Consider the following 22,253-nt stretch of genomic DNA (forward strand, 5'->3'; position numbering starts at 1 on the left):
GGCCCATACGCTCCCCTACCGACGCTTCGCCTACCACCTCGCGGTGGCCTGCGCACGGCTCGGGGCCGATGTGGCTCGCTATTCCTTCATCGTAGTGGACTTGCACCACCAACTCCTTGCCGGTCTCCCGGCGCACTCAGTATATAAATGCGGTCATGACACCCGTCGACAGCCTCTGGCTCACCAATCCCACCCTCGCCTACGCCGATTGGCAGCGCCGCGAGGCGTCGGGCGCGGACCGGCGCCCTTTCGCGGCCCGCTCGATCATCCAGCATCAGGCCATGTTCGAGCATTTTCGGCGCCATCTGCTCGACGTCGACACCACCGTGGCCACGTTCGGCCCAGACCATATCGATACCTTCTGGCAAGCGCCCGACCCGCGCGGCTACAGTCCCGCCACGCGCATGCGCTACTTGAAACTGCTGGACCGCTTGTGTCGCCACCTGGTTGCCATCGGTGTGCGCAAGAGCAATCCAGCCCGCCAATTGGTCCGCGACGGTCATTGGCCGAAGGCCGAGCCGGACCCCATCTACTTGCCAGAGGAGGCGGACGCCCGCCTGCAGGCGTGGGTGCAGCCCCACGCCGGGGATGACCTGGCGGCCTTGCGCAACCGCGCCATCGTGGCACTCTTCCTCGGCACCGGCGTCACGGCATTGGAAGGCCGCACGGCCCGCCGGGAGGACCTGCAGCCCGATGTTGCCCCGCCCTACCTGCGCGTGCCAGCCCACGGCGCGCGTGATACCCGCACGATCCCTCTCGCCGCATTCGCGGTGCCGATCCTGACCAAGTGGTGCATTCGCCGGCAGACCCTTCCGGTCCTTGGCGACCTCGTGTTCTCACTCCGGGCCAGCGGCGAGCCGATCACGGATATGAGTCTTGGCAAGATCGTGCGAGCGGCGCTCGTCGCGATCGACTTCGAAGCGCAAGACATGAGCCCGCGGGTGCTGCGCAACACCTACTGCCGCCGGCGGCTACTTGCCGGGCGCGACCGCAATGAAGTCAGCAAGCTGCTTGGGCTGGCCAGCACGCGAACCTGTGACCGGATCAGGGCTACCATCGGCGCGCAGTTGTAATCGTTGGTTTCACGCACTCGCACACACCGCATGGAATTTGCTATTCTCGCGGACGCCTCTACGGCAACATATCAACGAGCAACCACGAAAGAATCCATGGCAACCAAAGCAAAAGCTGTCGTAAAGACCCCGGCCAAACCTGCCGCCACGAAGGCAGCAGCGCCCACCAAGAAGGCGGCGGCCGCACCGGCGAAGAAAACCACAGCGGCTGCACCGGTGGCAAAGCCGCTGAAGGAAACCTTCACCAAGGCGAGCTTGCTGGCCCACCTGGTCGCCCAGACCGAGCTGGACGCCAAGACCGTCAAGACCGTGCTGGCCCACCTGGAAAACACGGTCCTGAGCGCCGTGCACAAGAAGGGCGCGGGCGAATTCACGCTCCCAGGCCTGCTCAAGGTCGTGGCCACTCAGGTGCCTGCCACGAAGAAGCGTTTTGGCAAGAACCCGTTCACCGGCGAGGATCAGTGGTTCGCAGCAAAGCCCGCCACCGTCAAGGTGAAGGTCCGCCCACTGAAGAAACTGAAGGACGCCGCCCTGTAAGGCGTACCAGCCTGCTGAACGAATGGAGCCCGCGAGGCTCCATTTTTATGGATGCCCGGCAGGGAAAAGAATAGGCCCTTACGTGGCGGGGCGAAGGGTGGGCGCAGGGTGGACAAACGCAGCAGACGGCTGAGGCCGGCCATTAGCGGCCTTTCGAACAGTTACTCGAAAGCGGTCACTGACCGAAACAATTTGTCCCTGCACAGATACCCATGCGAAATATTGTTCGCCGCCTTTGGTATACTGACGCAGGCTCCGGCAGATTAACGCTGTGTACGGGTTTCAGTGATATAGCCTGACGCTGCTCACGCAAGAGTTGAATAAACTCTGCATCGATCTTACTCGTTTATCTGCAAACGCATGACGCCGGGCCAATCTTTTCGTAGCGCCTTGTGCATAAATCAACGCAAGTCAGTTGACTTAATACGTCAGACCAATTTTAAATGTCATGGCATTTGAAAAAACCGTAAAAGACCAAATTTCCCAATACATTGGCGCGCATATCGCCGATGAGGCTTGGCATATATCCTACTTTGACTTCATTGGTGAAGCTAACTTAGCCAAGCGGCTCGGTGAAGAGTTCATCTCAACGAGATATATTTATAAGCTCTTAGAAGGTTTGGAAGCAAATGATTGGCTTTTGCGAGCACAAATCAGGAATCAAGTTTTGTCTTACGCGTCGATCTATGAAGCAGTAATCCATCACATCCTGTTCGATGTTCTTTCAACAGAACCTTCAGTGATCGGTCTTACTGAGTTCCCGACGAAGAAGCGAATATCAATACCTCCCGCAAGTATGACAATCCTTGAGAAGCATCTCGAGCACGACGGAAAGAAGATTATCCCGACGTACGACGCCATAGGTCGAACAGACGAGTCGAAAGTCCGCTTCGATAAAAAGGCAGAGTGTGCGGAAACACTTGGCCTGATAGATCCATGGCTAAAAGATGAGTTGATTGAATTCTACGAGGCACGCAACGCGATTCACATTCACGCCGAAATTCGCAAGTCTCTCGATTATCAGCTTGATCTTTCCAAGCGCGCCTACATGCGCATGCAGCCATTCAAAGAGCAACTTACGGCGGGATTGGCGAATCGTGGACTAGTGGTCTAAGTTTCGGTTCAATCAACGCAACATTGGCGATGGCTTCGCCATTTTCCTCTCCAGCGTTGGCGCTCTCTGCGCTTCTCGCTCCCGCGCCGGCTATGGGCGCTTAGATCCGCATTTCCTTCTGACCAACGGAAACTATCCCTTGCGCCAGCGGCACGCCGCTGGCTTGCCAGCGCCGGAGCCCGACCAAACAACGGTCGTCCGCTGACCTAGCGGCATCAGCATCAGTTTGTGAATAATATTAATTCGGACGACCAAGGCATATATTCATTGTTGGATTAATCAGGAGGATCCTTGATCTACTATTGTGACCACTGTGAAAAGCATACCAACTTCCATCCATTGCAAGTGAATATTCTTCCCGAAGAAGGCCCTTCTGAATAACATACGTTCGCAAAGTGTGATGTTTGCAATAAGCCAGCGATATTTCTCCGTGAAGACGTAGGCGATGGATTCGAGAACGACTTTTACTATCGGCTATATCCGTCACATGACCGTCATATAGGCTTTCTGCTCCCACATGTTGTGCGTACTTCGTACGAGGAGGCAGTCAAATGCGAAGGGGGGCGGTCTCAAGAGTCAAGTGCAACGTTTAGCAAATCCAGCGATTTCCAATTCCTTGGCCATCGCTTCCTCGGGTGTATCCCAGCCAAGCGTCTGACGAGGCCGGCCGTTGAGCAATTTGGCAATGTCGTTGAGCTGGGTCTGTGTGACTGCCGATAGGTCGATGCCTTTGGGCAGAAACTGGCGCAGCAAACCGTTGGTGTTCTCGTTGCTGCCGCGCTGCCAAGGCGCATGCGGATCAGCAAACCAGATATCTAAACTCAGCCGCCTGGAGAGTTCGACATGGCAGGTCATTTCCGTTCCGCGATCGTAGGTCAAGCTCTCGCGCAGAAAGGCCGGCAGCTTCTTCATTTGGCGCGTGAAGCCCTCCAGGGCGTCCTGGGCCGTGCAGCCGTCCATACGGCACAGCACCACGAAGCGCGTCTTGCGCTCAACCAGCGTGCCCACGGCGGAACGATTGAACGCGCCCTTGATGAGGTCGCCTTCCCAATGCCCCGGCAACTGCCGCAGTTCAATCTCCTCGGGCCGGTGAACGATGCGCAGGGCCTCGGGCACGAATCCGCCGCCAGCAAGCGTGGTGCGTCGGCGTCCACGCACGGGCTTTTCCTGGCGCAATGCTTCGATCATCGCCTGCTTGAGTCCACCTCGCGGATGGGCGTATATCGCGGCGTAAATCGTTTCGTGGCTGACGCGTTGGTCGGGATCGTCGGGATACATACAGCGAAGTCTGGCAGCAATCTGCTGCGGCGACCAGCGCCAGTAGACCAACCGGTCATGCACATGCTGATACAGCGCGTTGCCGGCAAGCAGCTTGCGGCGACGCCCGCAACCTCGACGACGAACACGGTACGCCGACGCCGCACGCGTCGCATCATAGTGCGGTACAGCCGTATCGCGGTTGCGCGCCAGTTCACGCGAAACAGTCGAGGCACTTCGCCCAAGCAGTCGTGCGATCACTCTTGTGCCGCTGCCTTTCCGATGCTCGATCATGATGACCGCGCGTTCCTCTGCGCTCAGATGCTTGTACTTCGTCATCGCAACACCTTACTTGATTCAAGGTGTTGCACTTGAAGCTAGTGTAGCGTTCTGTAGCTTGCAGCCTGCCTCTGCGCTTTAATCGTTCAATCAGCCGTTGGGCCCGACAGGACGGGCCCAACTCGGAAGCACCGGTCACGAGCGCTCTAAAATTCCACGCCGTGGGAAAGGTGGGAGCGTTTCCCTCAGGGCTGTCGCAGGCTCCTTCGTTCCGTCGGTGTCAGCTGGCTGAGCGCCGCCTCATCGAGATTCATCTGCCCAAGTACCTGCACGGCAGCCTTGTAGTCGTAGGCCGGTGACTGCAGGCTGGCGCCTTCCCTGGGCCGGGCAGTCCCCTCCGCAGGCTCGTTGCCGGTGGACAGCACGCGCACCGTGAATACCGATGGCATGGCCTGACGCGCGGCCGACCGCTCGCGCTGCACCGCCTCCTGCGCCGCGCTCGCAGCCTGCGAAGCCGCGGCGCTGGCGTTGGTCAGCGCGCCCACGTTGACAGCGGCCACCACGGGGATGCCGGTGGCCTTGCCCTGCACCTGGATGTTCTCGGCGTTCACCACGCGCAAGGCGGCCAGGTTGACGTTGCCCGAGACGCGGATGCCCGCTTCGCCCGCGTCGATGGTGCCCAGCGGCGCGATCAGGTCGATGTCGCCGGGCGGCACCTCGGCGATCGGGTTCAGCGTAGCGATACCGGCGCCGGTGTTCGGCGTGGTCGGAGACAGCGTCACGCGGCCATAGTCGTCGTAGATGCGACGCTGCGACGTGTAGACCACGGTGGACTTCGAACCGCGGCCCGCGTTGATGTCGCCCTGCGCCGACCAGCCCAGGATATTGCCCCCGAACGTGGTGAAGATACGACTCTGGCCCAGCAGGATGCTGTCCCGCGCATACATCTGGATCTCGCCCGAACCCTGCGTGAGCACGCCCGAGCCATCGCCCGGCACAAACCCGCCATCCACCCCCACCAGCGTGCGGCCTCCCGGCGTGAGGATGCTGATGTCGCCGCCGAAGTCGGTGTGGATGCCCGAGTCGAGCACGTCGTAGTAGTGCACGCCCGCAGGATTGCCGAGCGCCACCCACTGGGGCCGGCTCACATAGGTCACGCCGGCCGCGGGCCTGGTGGTGACCGCCGGCTCGGAGCTGCCGGGCAGGTAGCGATAGTACTTCGCGCTGCTGAACATGGTCAGGTCGCCGTCGTAGTCCGGCTGGCCGCCCTGCCCACCTTGGCCATCCCGCGCCGGCAACAGCGTGGCAATCGCCTCGCGGCCGCGCAGGTAGCTGCCGGCGCGCGGGCCATTGGTGTCGTTGTACTCGCGCCCCGACGCCTTGAGTTCGGCGTAGTAGACGTTGCGCAGATACGCCCGCTGCTGCTCGGGCGGCAAGGCGGCAAAGAACGCACGCGCATCGGTCGTGGCGGCATCGAAATGCAGGCCCAGCCCGTTGCGGCCGCCGAATCGGTCGGTCAGCCAGTTCACCAGATAAAGCTGGCTGGCCAGCCCGTACTCGCGTTGCAGGTCGCGGTTGGCCATGTTGGTACCCGTGGCCTGCGTCTGCTGCCGTGCGCGATCGATATCGGCCTGGCGCGCGGCCAGGAATGCCGGTGCGCCGGCCTCGTCGCCGTGGTAGCCGAATTCCATGCGCAGCCAGTCGCTCAAGGTCAGGCTGCCGCCATAGATCGTCACGGCCTTGCCTGGCTGGCTGGCCAGCGCGCGGCCCGGATCTGCCTGGTTGGCCGGATCGAGGTAGCGCGCGGCAAACGCCTGGAAGCCCAGCCCGTCGAGCCCGCGCGCCCCCACGCCTGCGGCCACCGCGATGCTGGCGCCGCTGGAGCGGTCGCCCGCCTGCACATTGACCACCGGGCCGAGGCTCTTGAGTTCGCCCTTGTCGGCCAGGTAGAGGTCGCGTCCTGCCGTGATTTCCAGCAGGCCCGGGCCTGCCACGTAGAACGTGCTGCCCAGGATGTCGCGGCCTGCCGAGATCACGGAGACGTCGTCGGCGTTGTTGTGCACGATCAGGTTGCCGCGCACGGTGCCGGCGCTGTACCGCATGGGGCGCAGCGGCGAATTGGGCTGGCTGCTGTAGAACTGACCGAACCAGCCGAGTGCCTGCTCGGGAACCAGCTCGGTTGAGCCGAGTTCCGTGCCTGCGTTGACGATGTCGCGTCCTGCCCGGATGGCCACGGGGCCGCCACCTTCGTACCACGTCGGCAGGATGCCGCCCGCAGAGGTGATTGTGCCGCGACTCAAGATCGCACCGGTACGCAGGCCCACGATATCGCCTTCGTTGGCGTAGAAGCGCGCGGGCGGTTGTCCGGTCCTCGCATAGCCCGAAACCGTGGGCGCGGTCAGGCTGAACATCGGGAAGACCTGGCTGGGGCCAAGGCCTGCCCCGAACAGCACGCTGGGCGCCAGCCCATTCACGCTGACATTGTTGGCCGTGTAGCCGCCAAACCATGCCTGGCCCACCACGCCGGCAAAGCCGGGGTTGAACGGACTCGGCAGCGCCGTCGGATCGGCACCCGATTGCGTGACCGAATAGCCGCCGGCATAGATCGAGTCGCCGGCCAGCAACTCCAGCGCGCCGGTGCCCGTCACCGCGAAGTGCGGGCTGACCGGGGAAGGCGCCATCACCAGCCCCACCGGCGATTGCACCGGCTTCTGGGTTGTCGAATCCCTCGTGCCGGAACTTGATCCGCCGTAGTAGAGACTGCCGTTCGGTGCGGCGGCGCGCAGGATCGATGGCATCACGAAGCGGCCATCGGTGGCGCTGTGGTTGCCGCCGCGGAAATCCATCCACGCCATCGACGGCGTCAGGTTGCCGCCGGCGCTGAGCAGGTCGATGGCTGTGGACGGCGTCCACAGCGAGAACCAGCTCCAGCCTTCACCGGCATAGGACGCGCCATCGAGCGTGAATGGCGTGCCGTTATGCACCTGCGTCACGCGGCCCGGGTCGGCAACGCCGCCCACGGCCACATCACCGCGCGCATCGATGCGCACGCCCGCGTCGCCCGGCACCAGCACCGGCCCGCCGCCGGCGATGGCCGAGGTCGACACATACGGCTGGTACGCGCGCGATTCCTTGCCGTCCGATACGTCATAGCGCAGTTCGATGCCGCCCAGCGAGCCGGTGGCCACACGCATGGCACCGCGCAGGTTCGTCATGACGCCGGTCAGGTTCAGCCGCGCATTGTCGTAGCGGGTCTGTGGCGTCTCCCCGTCCGGCGTGTCCCTCGGCGAACGCACTTCCGCCACGGGGTTCAGCCCCCCGCCAATGCGGATGTCGAGGTCGCCGCCGCCGGTCAGGGTGAGCTGGCTGCCATCGGCCGATACACGGCCCGTGCTGGCCACCGCCAGGTTCAGGCCCTGGCTGCGCGACAGGATGCCGGACGCATTCCCCATGCGGGACTCCAGCATGCCCACGTCGCCACCGGCTTCGAACACCAGGTTGCCGCCACCGAGCGTGCCGATGCCGGTGAAGCCCACCAGGAACGGCGTGTCGCTGTGCTTGGCACTCCCCCCTGCAGCCACGGGGACATAGGTGCCGAAGTTGACCCACCACGCGGTCGGCAAGCCTTGGCCCGGCTGCGCGACGCTGCCCGTGCCCTGCCGCCACATCCAGTTGCCGACGGCGGACGTGTCGTTGTGGGCGCGCATCACGCCCAGTACGTCGTCGTTGCGGATCGAGTCGCCACCGCCGCCGATGGTGTCGCCCCGAACGTCGCCGCCCGCGCGCACCAGCACGTTGCCACCATGCTCCGGATACCAGGCCCGGTAAAGGCTTTGCGTGCCGCCGTTCACAAAGGGTTCGAGGAAGGCGCCCTTCGCACCCAGCACCGTGGTGCCGATGCCGTTGGTCCCGACCGAGCGGGCCTGGTTGTACGCGGCATCGACACCGATCGACTGCGTGCCCGCCGTATAGACGCCAAACGGCGACGACATCGTGAAATTGCCGGCCGACAGCACGTCGAGGTCGCCCGTGCCGGTACGCAGCACGCTGAACAATTGCTGGCGTGCCGGGGTATTCCTGTCCTCGTATTCGGGTGGCGTGCCGTCGGCGATCTTCTTTACCAGTTCGCCCAGGCCCCAGTTGTTCATGTCCAGCGCAGCGGCTTCCCCGCCCCAGACACTCAGATCGAGCAGCGTGCCGGGCTCGTAACCGAGCATCGCGGCGCCCGCCTCCGTCCAGACGAGCTGGGCTGGCAGGCCGGTACCCGGCTTCAGCACGGTATCCGGGGCCAGGCCATAGTGCGTGTCGGCCAGCAGCACGTGGCCGTTGGCACTGCGCGGCAGCAGCGCACGCGTATCGGCGGCTTCCAGGTCCGCACCCGCCACCAGCCGGATCGACCAAGATTGCGATCCCGGTGCCAGCATTGGCGCCAGCGCCCAGTTGCGGCCCTGGTTGCCATCGGCATCGGCTGCACGCATCTGCACGCTCTCCACGTCGCCGGGCAGCTTCACCACGGTTTCGCTCGGGATCATGGCGCCCTTGCGCAGCGTCAGCGCGCCGGCAAGCTGCACGCCGTTGACCGCGGCGAAGGTGTCGCCGATATCCTTGATCGCGCCATCGGGGAACGGCAGCGGCACATTGGCCGGCCACAGCATGGCCGCCACGCGGGCGGCGGTGGGCACCCGGTTGCCGGCATCGAGCTGCATGCCGCTGGCCAGCGTCAGCGCCTGCGACAGTACCGTGCCGGCGGCGTGGATCACGTTGCCGTTGCTGTCGCGTACAGCGCCACCGAGCACCGTGCCGGCCGGCAGCACCAGATCGGCGGTCAGCGTGGCCCGCGTGGCCAGCTGGGTGCCGGCGCGCAGCGTCATGGCCTGCATCGGCAGCGCATAGTTCAGCGTGTGGCCGGACTGGAAGAACGTGCCGTCGGCCAGCGTCACGGTGCCGTCGGTCGGCACGATGATGTCGCCGCCCCATGGAATGCGGCCCTTGACCAGGATCCAGCCCTGGTCGTCCGGCGTGGCCTTCAGCACCGAGCCGTCGAAGCCGTCGGTCAGGCTGCCGAAGATCTTGAGGTTGCCGCCCGCGCGCAGCACCAGCGCGCCCGCCTCGCCCGAGCCGTACACGCCCGTCATCCGCGAATGCGGGTTGACGCTCGTGTAGCGATAGCCGGACAGGTCGATATCGCCATCGATATGGAGATCGCCGCCCGGGGTGGCGCTGGCGATTTCCACGCCGGGGCGCAGATGGAACGCGTCGGCGTACTGGCGCAGGCCAGCCAGCTTGCGCGTCATCAGGTCGCCATTGGCCAGCGCGTGGCCCATGAACGCCACGCTGTCGTCGTGCAGGTCGTTCAGGTAGCCCTGCGTGATCGACTGGTAGTCGCGGCCATCGGGGGTGCCATCCTTCACCAGCGGCGCGTTGTCGTAGCGCTGGAAGGCGTTGACCGTGACGCTGCGCGCGCCATCGATCCGCACATTGCCCGAGGCGTCGATATCGACATCGCTGCCGCGCGCGCCGCCAATACGGCGGGCGCTCAGTTCCACCGTGCCCAGCGCCAGCGGCGTGCCATCGGTGCCGGCCCGTACGTCCATGCGCGCGCCATCGGCCAGCAACAGCGTGCCGTTGCGGCTGTCGATCTCGATGATGGCGCGGTTCGGCGCCTCGATGACCTGGCCGTAGCTGTCCTTGCGCAGCATGCGGCCATGCGCATCGAGCACGGCACTGCTGCCGATGGTCACGCCATCGCGCGCGGCCAGACGAATGCTGCCCACCTGTTCGCCGCTGGCATCGACCGTGCCGTTGACCAAGAGGCGACCACCATCGACCGAGACGTTGATCTCGCGCGCCTTCAGTTCGTCGCCCACGGTCAGGTCGCCCTGCTTGACCTGGAAGCTGCGGCTGCCGGTCATGTTGCCGTCGTTCAGGCGCTGGTTCAGGCCCGTGAAACCGGCAATACGCTGGCCGCGAATATCGGCGCCACCTGCCGCGAACGGCACCCATGTGCCACCTGCATCGTAACTGCCCGTGCTGCCGCCGACGAATTTGCCCTGCAGGTCGATCGTGCCCGCACCTTCGCCCAGCGCGATGGCCGTGAACCTGCCCGCGCGGTTTTCCAGCGCGGAGACGTCGATGCGCGAGCCGGCCGCCTGGCTGATATTGCCGCGCTGGCTCTCCAGCATCACATCGCCGCCCCAACTGTATTTGCTGACGTCGTAGAAGTCGAGCTTGCGTCCGGCCAGATCCAGTTGTGCACGGTCACCGAGCACGAGGTCGCCCTGCGCGGTCACCGACAGCTTGCCGCTCGGCAGCGCCACGGCGCTATCCAGCGTGACGCTGCGGCCTTCCAGCTTCAGTTCCGCGCCGAGCGCCGCCACCAGCGCCTCATTGGACAGCGCCGGCGCCGCAGCACCCTGTGGCGCGCTGACGACGATGTCGCCACCCGCGCGCAGCCGGTTCACCGAACCGGCGTGGCCGGTCAGCAGCGGCGTGTCGATGCGCAGGTTGCCGCCCGTGTACGCGTAGCCGTTGGTCGCGTCGTCCCACGCGCCACGCGACTGATAGACCGCGAGCGTCCCGCTGTTGTTGGCGGTGATGCGGTCGTTGGCCTTCAGGTTCACTTCGCTGAAGCCGAGCGCCAGCCGCTCGAAGTCGTGCACGCTGTCCACGCGCACCGACGGGGCAAAGCCAAACTCGATCTCGCGGGCATCGATGGTCAGCTTGCCCGAGCCGGTGCCAGCGCCGCCGGTGGCCACCTGGCCCGGCGCGTTGCGGGCGCCGTTCCACACCAGCACATCGGTCTCGATGCGCGCTTCGGCATTGGCGTCGCCGGCGCCATAGATGGCCGGCGTGGTCAGCACCAGGCGCTCCAGTGCAGACTTGCGGGTCACCGGGTCGAGTGTCGACAGCGTGATCGAGTCGTGGAAGTTCACCGCGTCGCGCGCAGTCAGGATCAGGTTTTTCAGCGCCGGGGCGCCGGTGCTGGTATCGCCTTGCAGCAGGCGGTTCAGCACATCCTGCGACAGCCGCAAGCCCGGCGGCAGCGCGCCACGCGTGGCGGCCGCCGCCAGCGCGGCGTCGCTGCCCACGTTGATGGCACCCACGGACAGCGACAGGTTGCGCGTACCGTAGCGCGCCGTATCGCGCAGCTCGAACGCCTGGTCCGTGACCGCGGCGATGGTGCCTTCGGAATAGAGCTGCGCCGCGCCTTTGCAGACCACGCCGGCCGGGCATGCGCCGATGTCGATCTTGCCCGGCGCGAAGCTGCCGCTGGCCGACGGCGCCAGCATGTCGATCCAGCCGTTGGACACCGCCAGTACCGAACGTTCGCCCGGATCGTAGACGTAGCCGTGGGTCGAGTCCCACGCCACCTTGCCCCGGCCCAGCGTATTGATGCCGGCGCCCTGTTCGACAACGATTCCGCCGTTCCTGTCGTTGGTGACCAGGAACACCTCGGGCGCCTTGAGTACAGCGCCGCTGCGCAGCACGATGTCGTAGGCGTTGTTGGCGAGGAAACCCAGCACATTGTTGCGCTGGCTGCCGCTGTTGTTGCCGATGACCTGCGGCAAGGCCCCGATGCCAAGGCGCGCAGCGCCGATGGCGTTCAGGTCGTCCGCATACAGCGACACCGGGATGCGGCTCGAGGCGCCCCACGGCGTGGGTTCGGCGCCCGGCCCCATGATTTCATAAGAGCCGCCGCCGGCCAGCACCAGCGCACTGCCGCCCAGCCCGCCTGCCGGCGTGTCGTACCGCGTGGTGCCGTCGAACTTCAGCGCCGGCAGGTCGCCGATCGCACCCTTGGCGTTCGCGCCGATAAAGTACAGCGCCAGCGTCTTGGCATCGCGCTCGATCAGCGAACGCGGCACGCCGCCGCGTTCCGCTGCCGCCACGGCGAAGTCCGCATAGCTGGTTTCGTTGTACTGCGAATAGCGGCGCAGCGTGTCGGCCGAGGTGATGATGGCCTGCGTCGGCAGGGCATCGCGGATGCCGGTATCGATCGTGCTCAGACGCACGCTGGCGGCATGCGAACCATTGCGCATAGCCAGCGCGCCTTGCGCCGACGGCGACGCCAGCGACGCCAGCGCCGGACTGGCCGCACCGTTGAGCTCGACGCGAAACGCGCCCGGCAGCAACGCGTACGTGGACGGCAGCAGCGTGTAGGTGCCCGGCGGCAGGCCCGGCACGCCCGCGCCGATGGTGATCTGGCGGCCGATGGCCGGATCGCCGGCACCCTTCTCCGCGATGATCGGCGCATAGCCGGCCTGCGCGCCGGGGACGATGGCATAGACGGGATTGGTGGACAGCCCCGGCAGCTTGAAGCCGCCGTTGGAGCCCACCTGGATCAGCGGATACATGCGGGCGTCGGTGGAACCGCCGCGCCCGCCCAGGAAGGCCGCGCCCGTGAGGCTGCCGCCACCGCTCATGTCCAGCACCGCGCCGTCGCGCACGTCCACCGCATGGCCAGTCAGCGTGATGGTCGGACCCGTGCCCACGAGGTCATAGGCCACGTCCTTGCCGTTGTACAGATAGCTCAGCCCGTCGAGCGTGCCGCCATACGGCATGGCCAGGCCCTTCGCACTGACCGACGTCACGCTGCCGGGCAGCAGGTTGATGGTGCCGGTCTCCCCGCCGTATTCGCTGGAACCGAAGCTGACCCGGCCCAGCGGCGCACGCACCACGCCGCTCTGATTGACGGTGGGGCCCGCCAGGCTGATCGTGCCGAAGACCGAATACGGTTGGGCAGGTTCCGCGTCGGTCGTACGCTCGATATTCAGGCTGCGGGTGAGGTCCGTACGGCGCGACAGGTTGCCCCACTCGTCGATATAACTCGTCACCCCGACCACGACCTTGCCGCTGTCGTTCGACGCGGGATAGATCTGCGAAGCGGCGAGCGTCAGGTTGCCCGGCACATACAGCTCCGCGGCGCCGGACATCCGCAGGTCGGCGCGGCTGCGCAGCGTGATGTTGTCGAACGCATTGCGCTCGACCTTGAGCGGATCGCCGTTGTTGACGACGATCTCGCCGCGTGTGCCGACCAGCATCGCGCCCGTCAGGTCGAGGAAGCCCGCGTCCACGACAAGGCTCGTGCCGTCGGCCACCAGCGGCACGCCCAGCGTGCCACCCACGCCGCTGGCGTTGCGCGAGCCAACCACGGCATTGGGCATGATGGTGTTGTCGACCTGCCGGCGCGTGGTGCCGGCAAGCTGCACGTAGGGCGCCGCCAGCGTCACGCGCGTGGCCGGATCGGCATTGGCCGCCAGGCCGATCGAGCTGGCCACCAGGCGCAGGCTCTGCTCCACGCTCAGGTCGACCGGGCCTTCGAAGCTGATCATGCCGTTGGCCAGCAATGCCACATTGCCGAAACCGCCGGCGTGGATGCGATCCACGCCGATGCGGCCCCGGCCATAGGCCAGCGCATCGGCACGCGCGCCGGCCACCAGGTCGCCGGGCAGCAGGCTGTCGCCCTGCAACCGTGCCAGGATCAGCTCGCGCGGCACGCGCACGGCATCCTCGATGTTCGCACCCTTGTACGTATTGCGGTCCACGCCCAGGTACACCGGCGTCTCCAGCGCAACGGCCAGCGTACCGCCCGCCGCACCGGCCCCGGCGCCCATCGCGCGCAGGTCGCCATCGATAAACACGCCGCGCATCGAACTGAGCGCGATAACGCCGCCATGGCCCGGCAGCGTGACGCGCCCCTGACCCGGCACATCGATATCCGCCGACGCACCGGAGGCGTCGATGCGCGCACCGGGGCGCACCACCACGAACGCGTCCGCCGCATCCACCTCGCGCGCGCCCGCCTGATAGGGCGCGCCGATCTCGATTGTGCCGCCACTCGCCGCCACGCCATGGCGCCGGCCCTGGCCGTCAAACGCCGTCACGGCGCGCCCCGCGGCATCGAGTACCGCATCGCTGCCGATCCAGATCGACTTGGCATCGGCCTTGCCGCTCGGCGTATCGGCAGCGCCCTGCCCCAGCGGGGTTTCGAGGATGGCGATCCTGCCGCCCCACGCGTTCAGCGTGCCATCGACCGTGATCTGGCCATTGCCCTGCACGGTAATGGCCTGGCCCGGATCGACCGTGACGGCGCTGCCCTTGCCGATCACCACCGGCGCGTGCGAATAGACGTTGCCGCCGGTCAGCACCAGGCCGGCGCCACGGCGCTGCGTCAGTACGCCATCCTCGGGGTGTTCCTCCCAGACTGGTGCCAGGTAGCGCTGCAGCACGTTGTCCGGCGGCGACCCCGTCGGGGCGGCATGCGCGGCCACCATGTCATGGCGCAGCACCGGCATGTTCACGTCGATCCGCGCGCCTTCGGCCACCTGCGCGCCCTGCTGTCCGATGATGTCGTAGTGACCGAAGCCGGTCTGGAACAGCTTGTCGCCCAGGACCAGCAATGGCTTGACGGCAACGTCGGTCACGAAGACGGCACCCGCCGGCAAACGGTCGCCGGCGGCGAGCGTGACCCCCTTGGAGAACGGCGTGCCGGCCTTGAACGTGGTGCTGAACTGGGCCACTGGCATGCCATTGGCGAATACGCCAGCCGGCACCACATAGCCAGGAGCCATGTCTTCCTGCGTGCTTGTCAGCACCGTGCCAGCCGGGACGGTCTGGCCCGATACGTAGAACCTGCCCGTATTGTCGTAGACCAGGAAAGACCGGAAGCCGATGCCCGGCGGCACCACCCAGTTGCCGAGCAGCGTCACGGGGTTGTCGCGCGATAGCGCGATCTTGCCCGGTGCCGCGTCGCCCGGCATGACGCGGCTCGACGTAAACGTGTAGTCCACCGGCAGCACCGTGCCGGCCGGCATGGTGAAGTCCTGCGCCAGCGTCAGCTGGATCGCCACGGACTCGCCGGCCTTGAGCACACCCTGCTCGGCCAGCAGCCCGCCACCAATGGCCACGCCGATGCCCGAATCGATCTTGAGCGTGCCGCCGCCGCGCACGCCGTAGCCGCGCAGTTCGCCGTCCATGCGCAGCGTGCCCGACCCCACGCCATCGAGGTCATACTGGTTGGCCAGCAGCGAGATATTGCCGCCGCGTCCACCAGTCAGCGAACCCTTGGGCTGCAGTGCCGCCCCGGACGAGACGTCGAGCACACTGCCTTTGCCGAGGTCGATATCGCCACGCGTGCTGATGAGGATGCTGCCGCCATTCACGTATGGCAGGCCACTGATGTCGTCGGCGTTGGTACGCAGGTTGGTCCAGACGCCGCTTGCATCGAGCGTGACGCCGTCGGCCACGCCGACCCTGGCCGGGGCCGTTGTCGAAATCGGCAGCGCAGTCCAGGCCGCTGCGTTCGGCTGGTAGGTGTCGACGATATTGCCCAGCGCGATCGTGCCGCCGCGCGCGGTCAGGTCCGCGCTGGCCGCCACGTCCGCCGCGTGCAGCGCCAGCGTGCCGCCATGGGCCACGGTCAGCGGCGCATCCACCGCAATGCCATCCTTGGCATAGACCTTCAGCGCGCCAAGCTTCTGCGTATTGAGCCACTCGCCATCAAGCCGGATACGGCCGGCCAGCGTGTCGGGCAGCGCATCGTCGAGCGACAGCCCTTGCGCAATGCGTTCCACCGTGCCGATCTCGACGCGCCTGGCCACCGCCACTGGCGAGTCGCGCAGCGTGCCCGACGCGGTGTCGTACACGGGTACCACCTTGCCGATCACCAGTGCGCCGGCCATGGGCGCGGCGAACTGCGACTGCCGGTAGCCATCGAGCCCGGCGTCGCGCGCCTGGCTCTGGCGCGCGCCCTGGTACACCGTGGCCTGGATATCGCCTTCCATCACGGCGGCGCCGGTGCCGACCACCACGCGGCCCGCATCGCGGCCCACGGTGTAGCCATTCTCCAGGCGACGATCCGGCGCGATCAGCGGGCTGTTGAACTGCTCGGCGGCCGTCTTGCCCCAGCGCTGGTGCTCGCTTTCGTAACCGCGGTACAGGCCCTTGTAGAGCACGTCGGCGGGCGCCTTGTCGAGGTTGTAGAGACGGCCATCCTCGCCGCGCAGCCAGCTCTGCCGGATGGTGCCGGTCTGCAAGTCCAGCGAACCGCCCGACACATTGACCGACGAGCCGGCCTGCGAGACCAGCGCGCCGCCATCGAACAGCACCGTGCCGCCCAGCGCGGCCCATTCGCCGATGCCATGGCCGCTGGTGCTCAGGTAGCCGCCCACTTCGAGCAGCCCCCCGCCCGTGTACCAGCGATCGGTGGTGTAGCCATTGGTGCCGGCCGCCACGCGCACCAGGTAGCGGCGGTCCACCCACATCGTGGTGTTGTTCAGGGTCTTCGAGTCGCGATTGCCGGGCGCGTCGCGCTGCTCGTTGCCCTGGACGTTGATCTCGACGTTGTTGGCGGCCATGGCCACGTTGACGCCAACCGCGCCGGCCACGTCGAGGATGGCGCGATTGGCCAGCTGCGTACGGCCCACGGCGTTGACGCTGATCTGCCCGCCCGTGGCCAGCGTCAGCGAATCGCCATCGAACAGCACGTCGCCCGCCGAGGCGATCTGCACCAGCGACTGGTCACGGCGGTTGTAGCCGCCCTCGCTGGCCGTGGCGGAGTCGCGCAGCAGCGCATCGCGCTGGACGTCGAGCGCCGTGGTCGTGCTCTCATCGAGCGCGATGACGCTGACACTGCCTGGCGCCAGCGTCACGCGGCTCTTGCCGTCGCCTTCCGCGCGCAGGTGAATGGTGCCGCGCGTATTGACCGACGTCGTACTCACCAGCACGCCCGTCTGTTCGACGGTGTGGCCCTTCAGCGTGATATCGCCGGTGGCCGCCTGGATCAGGCCGGTGTTGCTGACACGGCCCGCTTCGCTGCCCGCCAGTCGCAGCACATCGATCTCGTTGCCGCGCGTGGTGGACGTCTGGTTCGTATCGGTGCCGAAGCCGCGGCGGATGACGAAGCTGTCGCCTGCCGCCAGCGCGGTCTGGCCGCCGGGCGTCGTGATCGTGCCGTGGTTATGCGCCTCGCGCCCCACAAGCAGCACGTAGCCGCCACCTTGCGTAACGGACTCCGGCTTGCGCGTGGCAATGCGTGCGCCGGCTTCCACCACCACATCGCCGGTGGCCTTGCCGTTCGTCACGGCGGTGGGCGTGACCGACAGGTCGTTGGCGAACGTCGGCACGTAGCCAGTGCCGCGCGACTCGCTGAACAGGCCGCGGCCGAACTGGGCGTTGGTCATGCCGGCGGCGGCCGCCACGAGGTTGCGCGTATCGACCTGGCTCGTGCCGGTAAAGACGATGCCGTTGCGGTTCACGATCATGACCGTGCCGTCGGCCTTGATCTGCCCCTGGATCTTGCTGGGGCGCGCCTGCGGATCATTGACGCGGTTCAGCACCGCCCAGTCCTGCTTCTGCTGGAATTCGACCGTGGTGTTGCGGCCGACGTTGAACGTTTCCCAGTTCAGGATGGCTTTGTCGGCGGTCTGCTCGATGGTGACCTGCGTGCGGCCATCCGCCGTCTTCTGGGTCGGGTTCTTTGCGTTGAGCCAGCCGGCGGTCAGGCTGTTGGTGTCCACCTTGAGGCCGCCTTCGGCGAGACCGTCCGGCACCGGCGATTGCTGCTCGGCGGCCTGCCGTGCCGCCGCCTGCGTCGCCTGCATGGCCGCGATGCCCTGCGCGGCCTGGCCGAGATTCTGGATCGAGCGCTGCAATTGCTCGCTGGCGCGCTGCTGCTGCGCATTCGGGCTGGTCAGCGCCGCTGCGGGCGTACCGTTCGGCAGCCGGCCCGTGGCGGTTGCCGTGTCCTGCATCATGTTTTTCTGCGCCATCCACGCGCGGCTGAACGCCTGGTTGGCATGCGCGTGGCCCCAGAATCCGCCGGCCGCCACCAGCAGGGCCACGGTGCGGGCCAGCGGTCTTATCGTCGGCACCCGGGGTACCGTCATCGTGATCCTGCCTTTGTCCTGCGCCAGCAAGGTCTTCTGGTAAACGCGCTTCTGCATGGTGCCCCGATCCCGTCAAGCAAGTTTGCGGGCCAGTGCGCGTCGTCGTTCACGCGCCGCGTCGCGGCCCTGTCGTCATTGCCATCGGCGGCCCATGCCGCCGATGCTCCTGGGAACTAGACCCTTTTGCCCGTGCGGATCGGCAATGATTTCCTTGAAGATTTGGTGACAGGACCGCGACGGAATCAAGACAGCAGCACCACGCCGCCGGGCAGGTGGCGTGCGCTCAGGCCAAACGAATGCTGGATCTGCGCAATGGCCTTGTCGAGCGCATCGAGCTGGAAACGCCCGGTCACCGGACGCGTGGCCAGCTGGCTGGCCATCAGCACCAGCTTGCCGGTGCGGTAGCGATTGATTTCGTTCACCACGTCCCCGAGCGGAGTCTCCGCAAACCGCAGGAAGCCTTCGCGCCAGGCCGGCATGCGCGCGGCGTCGAGGTTGACCACGCGCGCCAGCTTGCGGTCGTCATAGGACACCTGCTGCCGCGCGGTCAGCGTCACCGAGCCGGACGGGTGYGCCACCTGTACCAGCCCCTGCACGCAGGTCACGCAGACCTGCCCGGCGACGTGGCGCACCTCGAAGCGCGCCCGCGCGCCCACCGCACGGCCGGCACCGGCCGAAACCGCGAACGGCAGCCGGGCGTCGGCCATGTCGATCGCCGTTTCGCCCGCAATCAGGTCGATGCCCGCCACCCGGCCACGCTGGCGTAGCGCGATGCTGGTGCGCGTATTCAGTTCGACGCCGACGTCGTCGCCGAGTGCCAGATGCCGCTGTTCGCCGGCCACGGTGCGATAGTCGGCACGCATCTCGCGCGCGGACGGCCACAGCCCCAGCGGCGGATAGATCATCGCGGCCGTCGTAGCGGCGACGGCACCCACGGCGCCACCCAGGAAAGCACGGCGCTGCCACTGCACGGGCGACGCCTGGATCTCCGGGCGCGACGCCAGCGGCTTCTCTGCAAGCAGCGCTTCACCGCCCTGCGCCAGCAGCTGCCATTGGCGTTGCGCCGTGGCAAATGCGGCCGCATGGGCGGGATTGGCCCGGCACCACTGGCGCAGCGCGTCGCCGTCGCGATGGGTCATCGGGCCGGCACTGATGCGCCGCACCCAGCGCATGGCCTGGCGTTCGATCCGGGTAAGGCGGCGTGGCCGTTGGAGCAGGCGGTTCATGGTGGGAGTCATGGCGTCAGGCGATGTTGCCGAGCAAGCTCGCATGACATCAAGACGGTTCTGGCACGCCGGATCGGCACGATTTCTTCGCTCATGCCTGGTCCATGTGCGCGACGCAGTACTCGTGCGCCCGCTTCAGTTCGAGACCGATCAACCGGGCGGACACGCCAAAGCGCACCGCCGCCTCCTGGTTCGACAGTTCATCGACGCGCACCGCCAGGAAGATCGCACGCCGGCGCGGCGGCATTTTCTCGATCAGCCTGGCCAGCGCCTGCACCTCGCCGCGCGCCGCCACCGTCTGCGCCGGTCCCGGCGCCGGATCGGCAATCTCCAGCATCAGCGTGTCCAACTCTTCCGCGCTCATGAAGCGACGGTCGCGCTGCAGGCGGTCCAGCGCCAGGTTCGTGGCCATGCGCATCAGGTAGGCCGCCGGGCTGGCCACCGGGCCATTGGCATCGTTGCGGTCTTCCAGATGCACCCAGGTGTCGTGCAGGGCATCGCTGGCCAGCTCCGCCGAGCCCAACCGCCACGTCAGGCGCCGCTTGAGATCGTCGTAGCGTTGCGTCAGCAGGTCGCGCAGGCTGGTGCGGATGGTCTCGCTCACTGAACGCTCCGTGGCGCATCGCAAGGCTTGGCGCAGGTCTCGCCCGGGGGGCATGCCACGGGCCGCACCAGCAGCACGAAAGGGTTCTCGGGATGCTCAGGCGCGCGGCCGATATCGGTCTGGCGCAGCGCATCGACAATCGCGGCATCGCGACGGGTGTCGCCCGTGCTGTCCAGCAAACGCGCGCGCTGCACGCGGCCGGCGCGGTCGAGGCGCACGGACAACGCAAGCCGGTAGGTGCCCAGCGCCAGCGCGGGCCGCGCGCACAGCGTCTGCCGTACCCGCGACTGCACCAGCGCGTCATAGGGTTGGCGGGGCACTGCGGCACCTTGCGCATCGGCGGTGGCCGGCGTCTCGCCCGTGGGGGTCAGCACGAAGGCGTCGCCAGCCGTGGCGCGGGCCGTCAGGCCCGTGCCTTCCAGCAACCGGTGCAGCGCCTGCGCAGGGGGCATCGCACCTTGCACCGCATGCGACCAGCGTCCATCGGCCAGTTCGGACGGGAAGAACACCGACACACTGGTCTGTGCGTCGTAGCGTGCGAGCGCCGATTTCAACGGCTGCGCCGGCAGGTCAAAGGYCATGCCAGTCTCGCCACGGGCCACGCATGGCCACGCCAGGCTGGCTGCGAGCGCGATGGCCGCGACGCGCCCCGACCTTGCGTGCGCGCGGATGGAGGCTGGCAGACATGCCATGAAGATCGAATGACCTGTTCATTGGGTGCGGGCCGGTCAGGTGCAGGGTGTGGTGTCCGGTCAGAGCCTGTGGATGCGGCCGGACCTGCCGGCGCAACACCGCTGCAGAGCGTATGAAGGTTGCGTGACATCGCCATGACAAAAAAGAGAACGGCGCGCCGAAGGGATCCCCGGCGTGCCGCCTCATCGGGTCACAATGAATGGAAAGCGTTCGGTGCCTCAAGCCTCGGCAATGGCAGTGGCAGTGGCAATGGCAGATTCAGCGGATGCAGCGGATGCAGCGGATGCCTCCGGGGTGGCCGCCGGGTTGACGTCATCCTGCCGGGCCTGCGCACGGTAGTTGCGCAGATGCAGGAAGAACTGGCCCATCACCTGGATCCAGACCTGCATGGCCACCGACAGGTAAGCCTCGGTCACGCCGCCGGTGACCATCACGTCCATCTCGAGCACGAGGAAATCACCGTGGGAGGCGATGCGCGCAAAGCGGCGGCTGCGGTGCCATTCGTTCAGCAACGCATCGGGAAGCTGGCCGCCTTCCACGCGCAGCGGGCAGCTCAGCGTGAAGTCGAGATACTGCACGTTGCTTACGCGATTGCCCCACAGCACCTGGAAGCCCACGCCATGGCTGGCGCTGTGCAGGCGCGCGGTGCCGTCTTCCTCCGCGAGGTTCACGGCGCAGCCGGCATTGCGGATGGCGTCGGCCACCTGCCCGGCGGTGACATGGGTCAGCAACGCGGGCGTTGCGCTATCGGCGGACGTGGTCTCTGGCGCGGCGTCGAGGGGGGTGGCTTCGGTCATGGGTACTCCTTGTTCGCGGATCAGGTTCGGGGAATCGGGGTTACTGCTGTTTGGGGGCGGCGTCGGACGGCACGGCGGCGGTAGCAGCCGCGGGTTGCGCCGGCGCTTCGGCGGACGGCTCCACGGCGCGGACATCGAAACGCCCCTCGTAAAGCTTGTCGCCGTAGTCCTGGGCGATCTGTTCGTAGCGCACACGGCTTTGCGCCGCGAACGGCTGACGCGCGGCCAGCACGGTGGTCATGTCCACGGTCTCGTACGCATGCAGGATGTCCTGCCCCACGCTGTAGAGGCGGGTATTGGCGCTCTCGCAACGCTTGAGCGCCGCCTGTCGCGCGCCGGCCTCGGCCACGAGGTTGCGGCGCTCGGCCTCCAGGCCCCGTGCCATGCGCAGCAGTTCGTCATAGGCCTGGCGATACTGGGCGATCTGGCTGCTGGCCTTCTCGACCACGCCCTGCGTCTGCAGCTGGGCCTGGCGCGCGCTGCCGGCCAGCTGCTCGCGTGCGCCACGCTCGGCCGCAAGCTGTGCGCGGGCGGCGTCTAGTTCCTTGCGCATGGCCGCCACGTCGCCACCACCGCCGCCACCACTGGCAGCGGCGGGGGGCTGGCCGGCCTTCAGCATCGCCAGTTCGTTCTGCGCCTGCTGCAACTGCGTGGTCGTGATGCGCAGCTGGTTGCGCAGGCGCTCTTCCATGCTGGGCGCCTGTTGCGCGTAGGCGCTGCCTGCCACCAGTGCGAGCAGCGGCAGCAGGCCCCGGATACGGCGGAAGGGGGTTGGGAACACGTCATC

At 66.7% G+C, this 22,253-nt stretch carries 10 protein-coding genes; 3 read left to right on the forward strand and 7 right to left on the reverse strand.

Translation table 11 applies throughout. The annotated features are described in order from the left end of the window. Positions 1-155: 155 nt before the first annotated feature. From AC1DK4_RS27625 to AC1DK4_RS27635, 3 genes are all read left to right on the forward strand, one after another. On the forward strand, positions 156-1,073 hold the full coding sequence (locus AC1DK4_RS27625; protein ID WP_441620016.1) for a tyrosine-type recombinase/integrase: 918 nt from the start codon (positions 156-158) through the stop codon (positions 1,071-1,073). A 96-nt stretch (positions 1,074-1,169) separates the two neighbouring features. Further along, on the forward strand, positions 1,170-1,610 hold the full coding sequence (locus tag AC1DK4_RS27630) for an HU family DNA-binding protein (RefSeq protein ID WP_441620014.1): 441 nt from the start codon (positions 1,170-1,172) through the stop codon (positions 1,608-1,610). Positions 1,611-2,058: 448 nt separating this feature from the next. Then, on the forward strand, positions 2,059-2,724 hold the full coding sequence (locus AC1DK4_RS27635) for a hypothetical protein (protein ID WP_441620012.1): 666 nt from the start codon (positions 2,059-2,061) through the stop codon (positions 2,722-2,724). A gap of 576 nt (positions 2,725-3,300) precedes the next feature. On the opposite strand, the gene AC1DK4_RS27640 is transcribed toward AC1DK4_RS27635, so the two are convergent. The 7 genes from AC1DK4_RS27640 to AC1DK4_RS27670 all read right to left on the reverse strand — a co-directional run bounded on the left by AC1DK4_RS27640 (position 3,301) and on the right by AC1DK4_RS27670 (position 22,247). Continuing rightward, positions 3,301-4,320, reverse strand: coding sequence for an IS30 family transposase (locus AC1DK4_RS27640; protein WP_441620010.1), 1,020 nt, complete (start codon positions 4,318-4,320; stop codon positions 3,301-3,303). A 185-nt stretch (positions 4,321-4,505) separates the two neighbouring features. Next, a complete protein-coding gene (locus AC1DK4_RS27645) occupies positions 4,506-18,203 on the reverse strand; it encodes a filamentous haemagglutinin family protein (protein WP_441643440.1) in 13,698 nt (4,565 codons plus the stop codon). Between the two features lie 185 nt (positions 18,204-18,388). Further along, positions 18,389-19,372 (reverse strand): FecR family protein, encoded by a 984-nt coding sequence (locus AC1DK4_RS27650; RefSeq protein ID WP_441620006.1) that lies wholly within the window; start codon positions 19,370-19,372, stop codon positions 18,389-18,391. Positions 19,373-19,463: 91 nt separating this feature from the next. After that, a complete protein-coding gene (locus tag AC1DK4_RS27655) occupies positions 19,464-19,976 on the reverse strand; it encodes an RNA polymerase sigma factor (RefSeq protein ID WP_441620004.1) in 513 nt (170 codons plus the stop codon). Then, complete coding sequence (locus tag AC1DK4_RS27660; protein WP_477131906.1) at positions 19,973-20,557, reverse strand: secretin and TonB N-terminal domain-containing protein; 585 nt, start codon at positions 20,555-20,557, stop codon at positions 19,973-19,975. The genes AC1DK4_RS27655 and AC1DK4_RS27660 overlap by 4 nt, the downstream gene beginning before the upstream one ends. 330 nt (positions 20,558-20,887) lie before the next feature. Next, positions 20,888-21,466, reverse strand: a complete 579-nt coding sequence (locus AC1DK4_RS27665; RefSeq protein WP_441620000.1) for a YbjN domain-containing protein — start codon at positions 21,464-21,466, stop codon at positions 20,888-20,890. A gap of 40 nt (positions 21,467-21,506) precedes the next feature. Next, entirely contained in the window at positions 21,507-22,247 is a 741-nt protein-coding gene (locus AC1DK4_RS27670; protein ID WP_441619998.1) for a hypothetical protein, read from the reverse strand. Positions 22,248-22,253 lie beyond the last annotated feature (6 nt).

The organism is Cupriavidus sp. 05N38, assembly GCF_056397345.1.

What these genes read in the sequence shown, in the direction of transcription:
- AC1DK4_RS27630 (WP_441620014.1), top strand. Translation starts at nt 1,170, where the DNA reads ATGGCAACCAAAGCAAAAGCTGTCGTAAAGACCCCGGCCAAACCTGCC.
- AC1DK4_RS27665 (WP_441620000.1), bottom strand. Translation starts at nt 21,466, where the DNA reads ATGACCGAAGCCACCCCCCTCGACGCCGCGCCAGAGACCACGTCCGCC.
- AC1DK4_RS27645 (WP_441643440.1), bottom strand. Translation starts at nt 18,203, where the DNA reads ATGCAGAAGCGCGTTTACCAGAAGACCTTGCTGGCGCAGGACAAAGGC.
- AC1DK4_RS27625 (WP_441620016.1), top strand. Translation starts at nt 156, where the DNA reads ATGACACCCGTCGACAGCCTCTGGCTCACCAATCCCACCCTCGCCTAC.
- AC1DK4_RS27635 (WP_441620012.1), top strand. Translation starts at nt 2,059, where the DNA reads ATGGCATTTGAAAAAACCGTAAAAGACCAAATTTCCCAATACATTGGC.
- AC1DK4_RS27640 (WP_441620010.1), bottom strand. Translation starts at nt 4,320, where the DNA reads ATGACGAAGTACAAGCATCTGAGCGCAGAGGAACGCGCGGTCATCATG.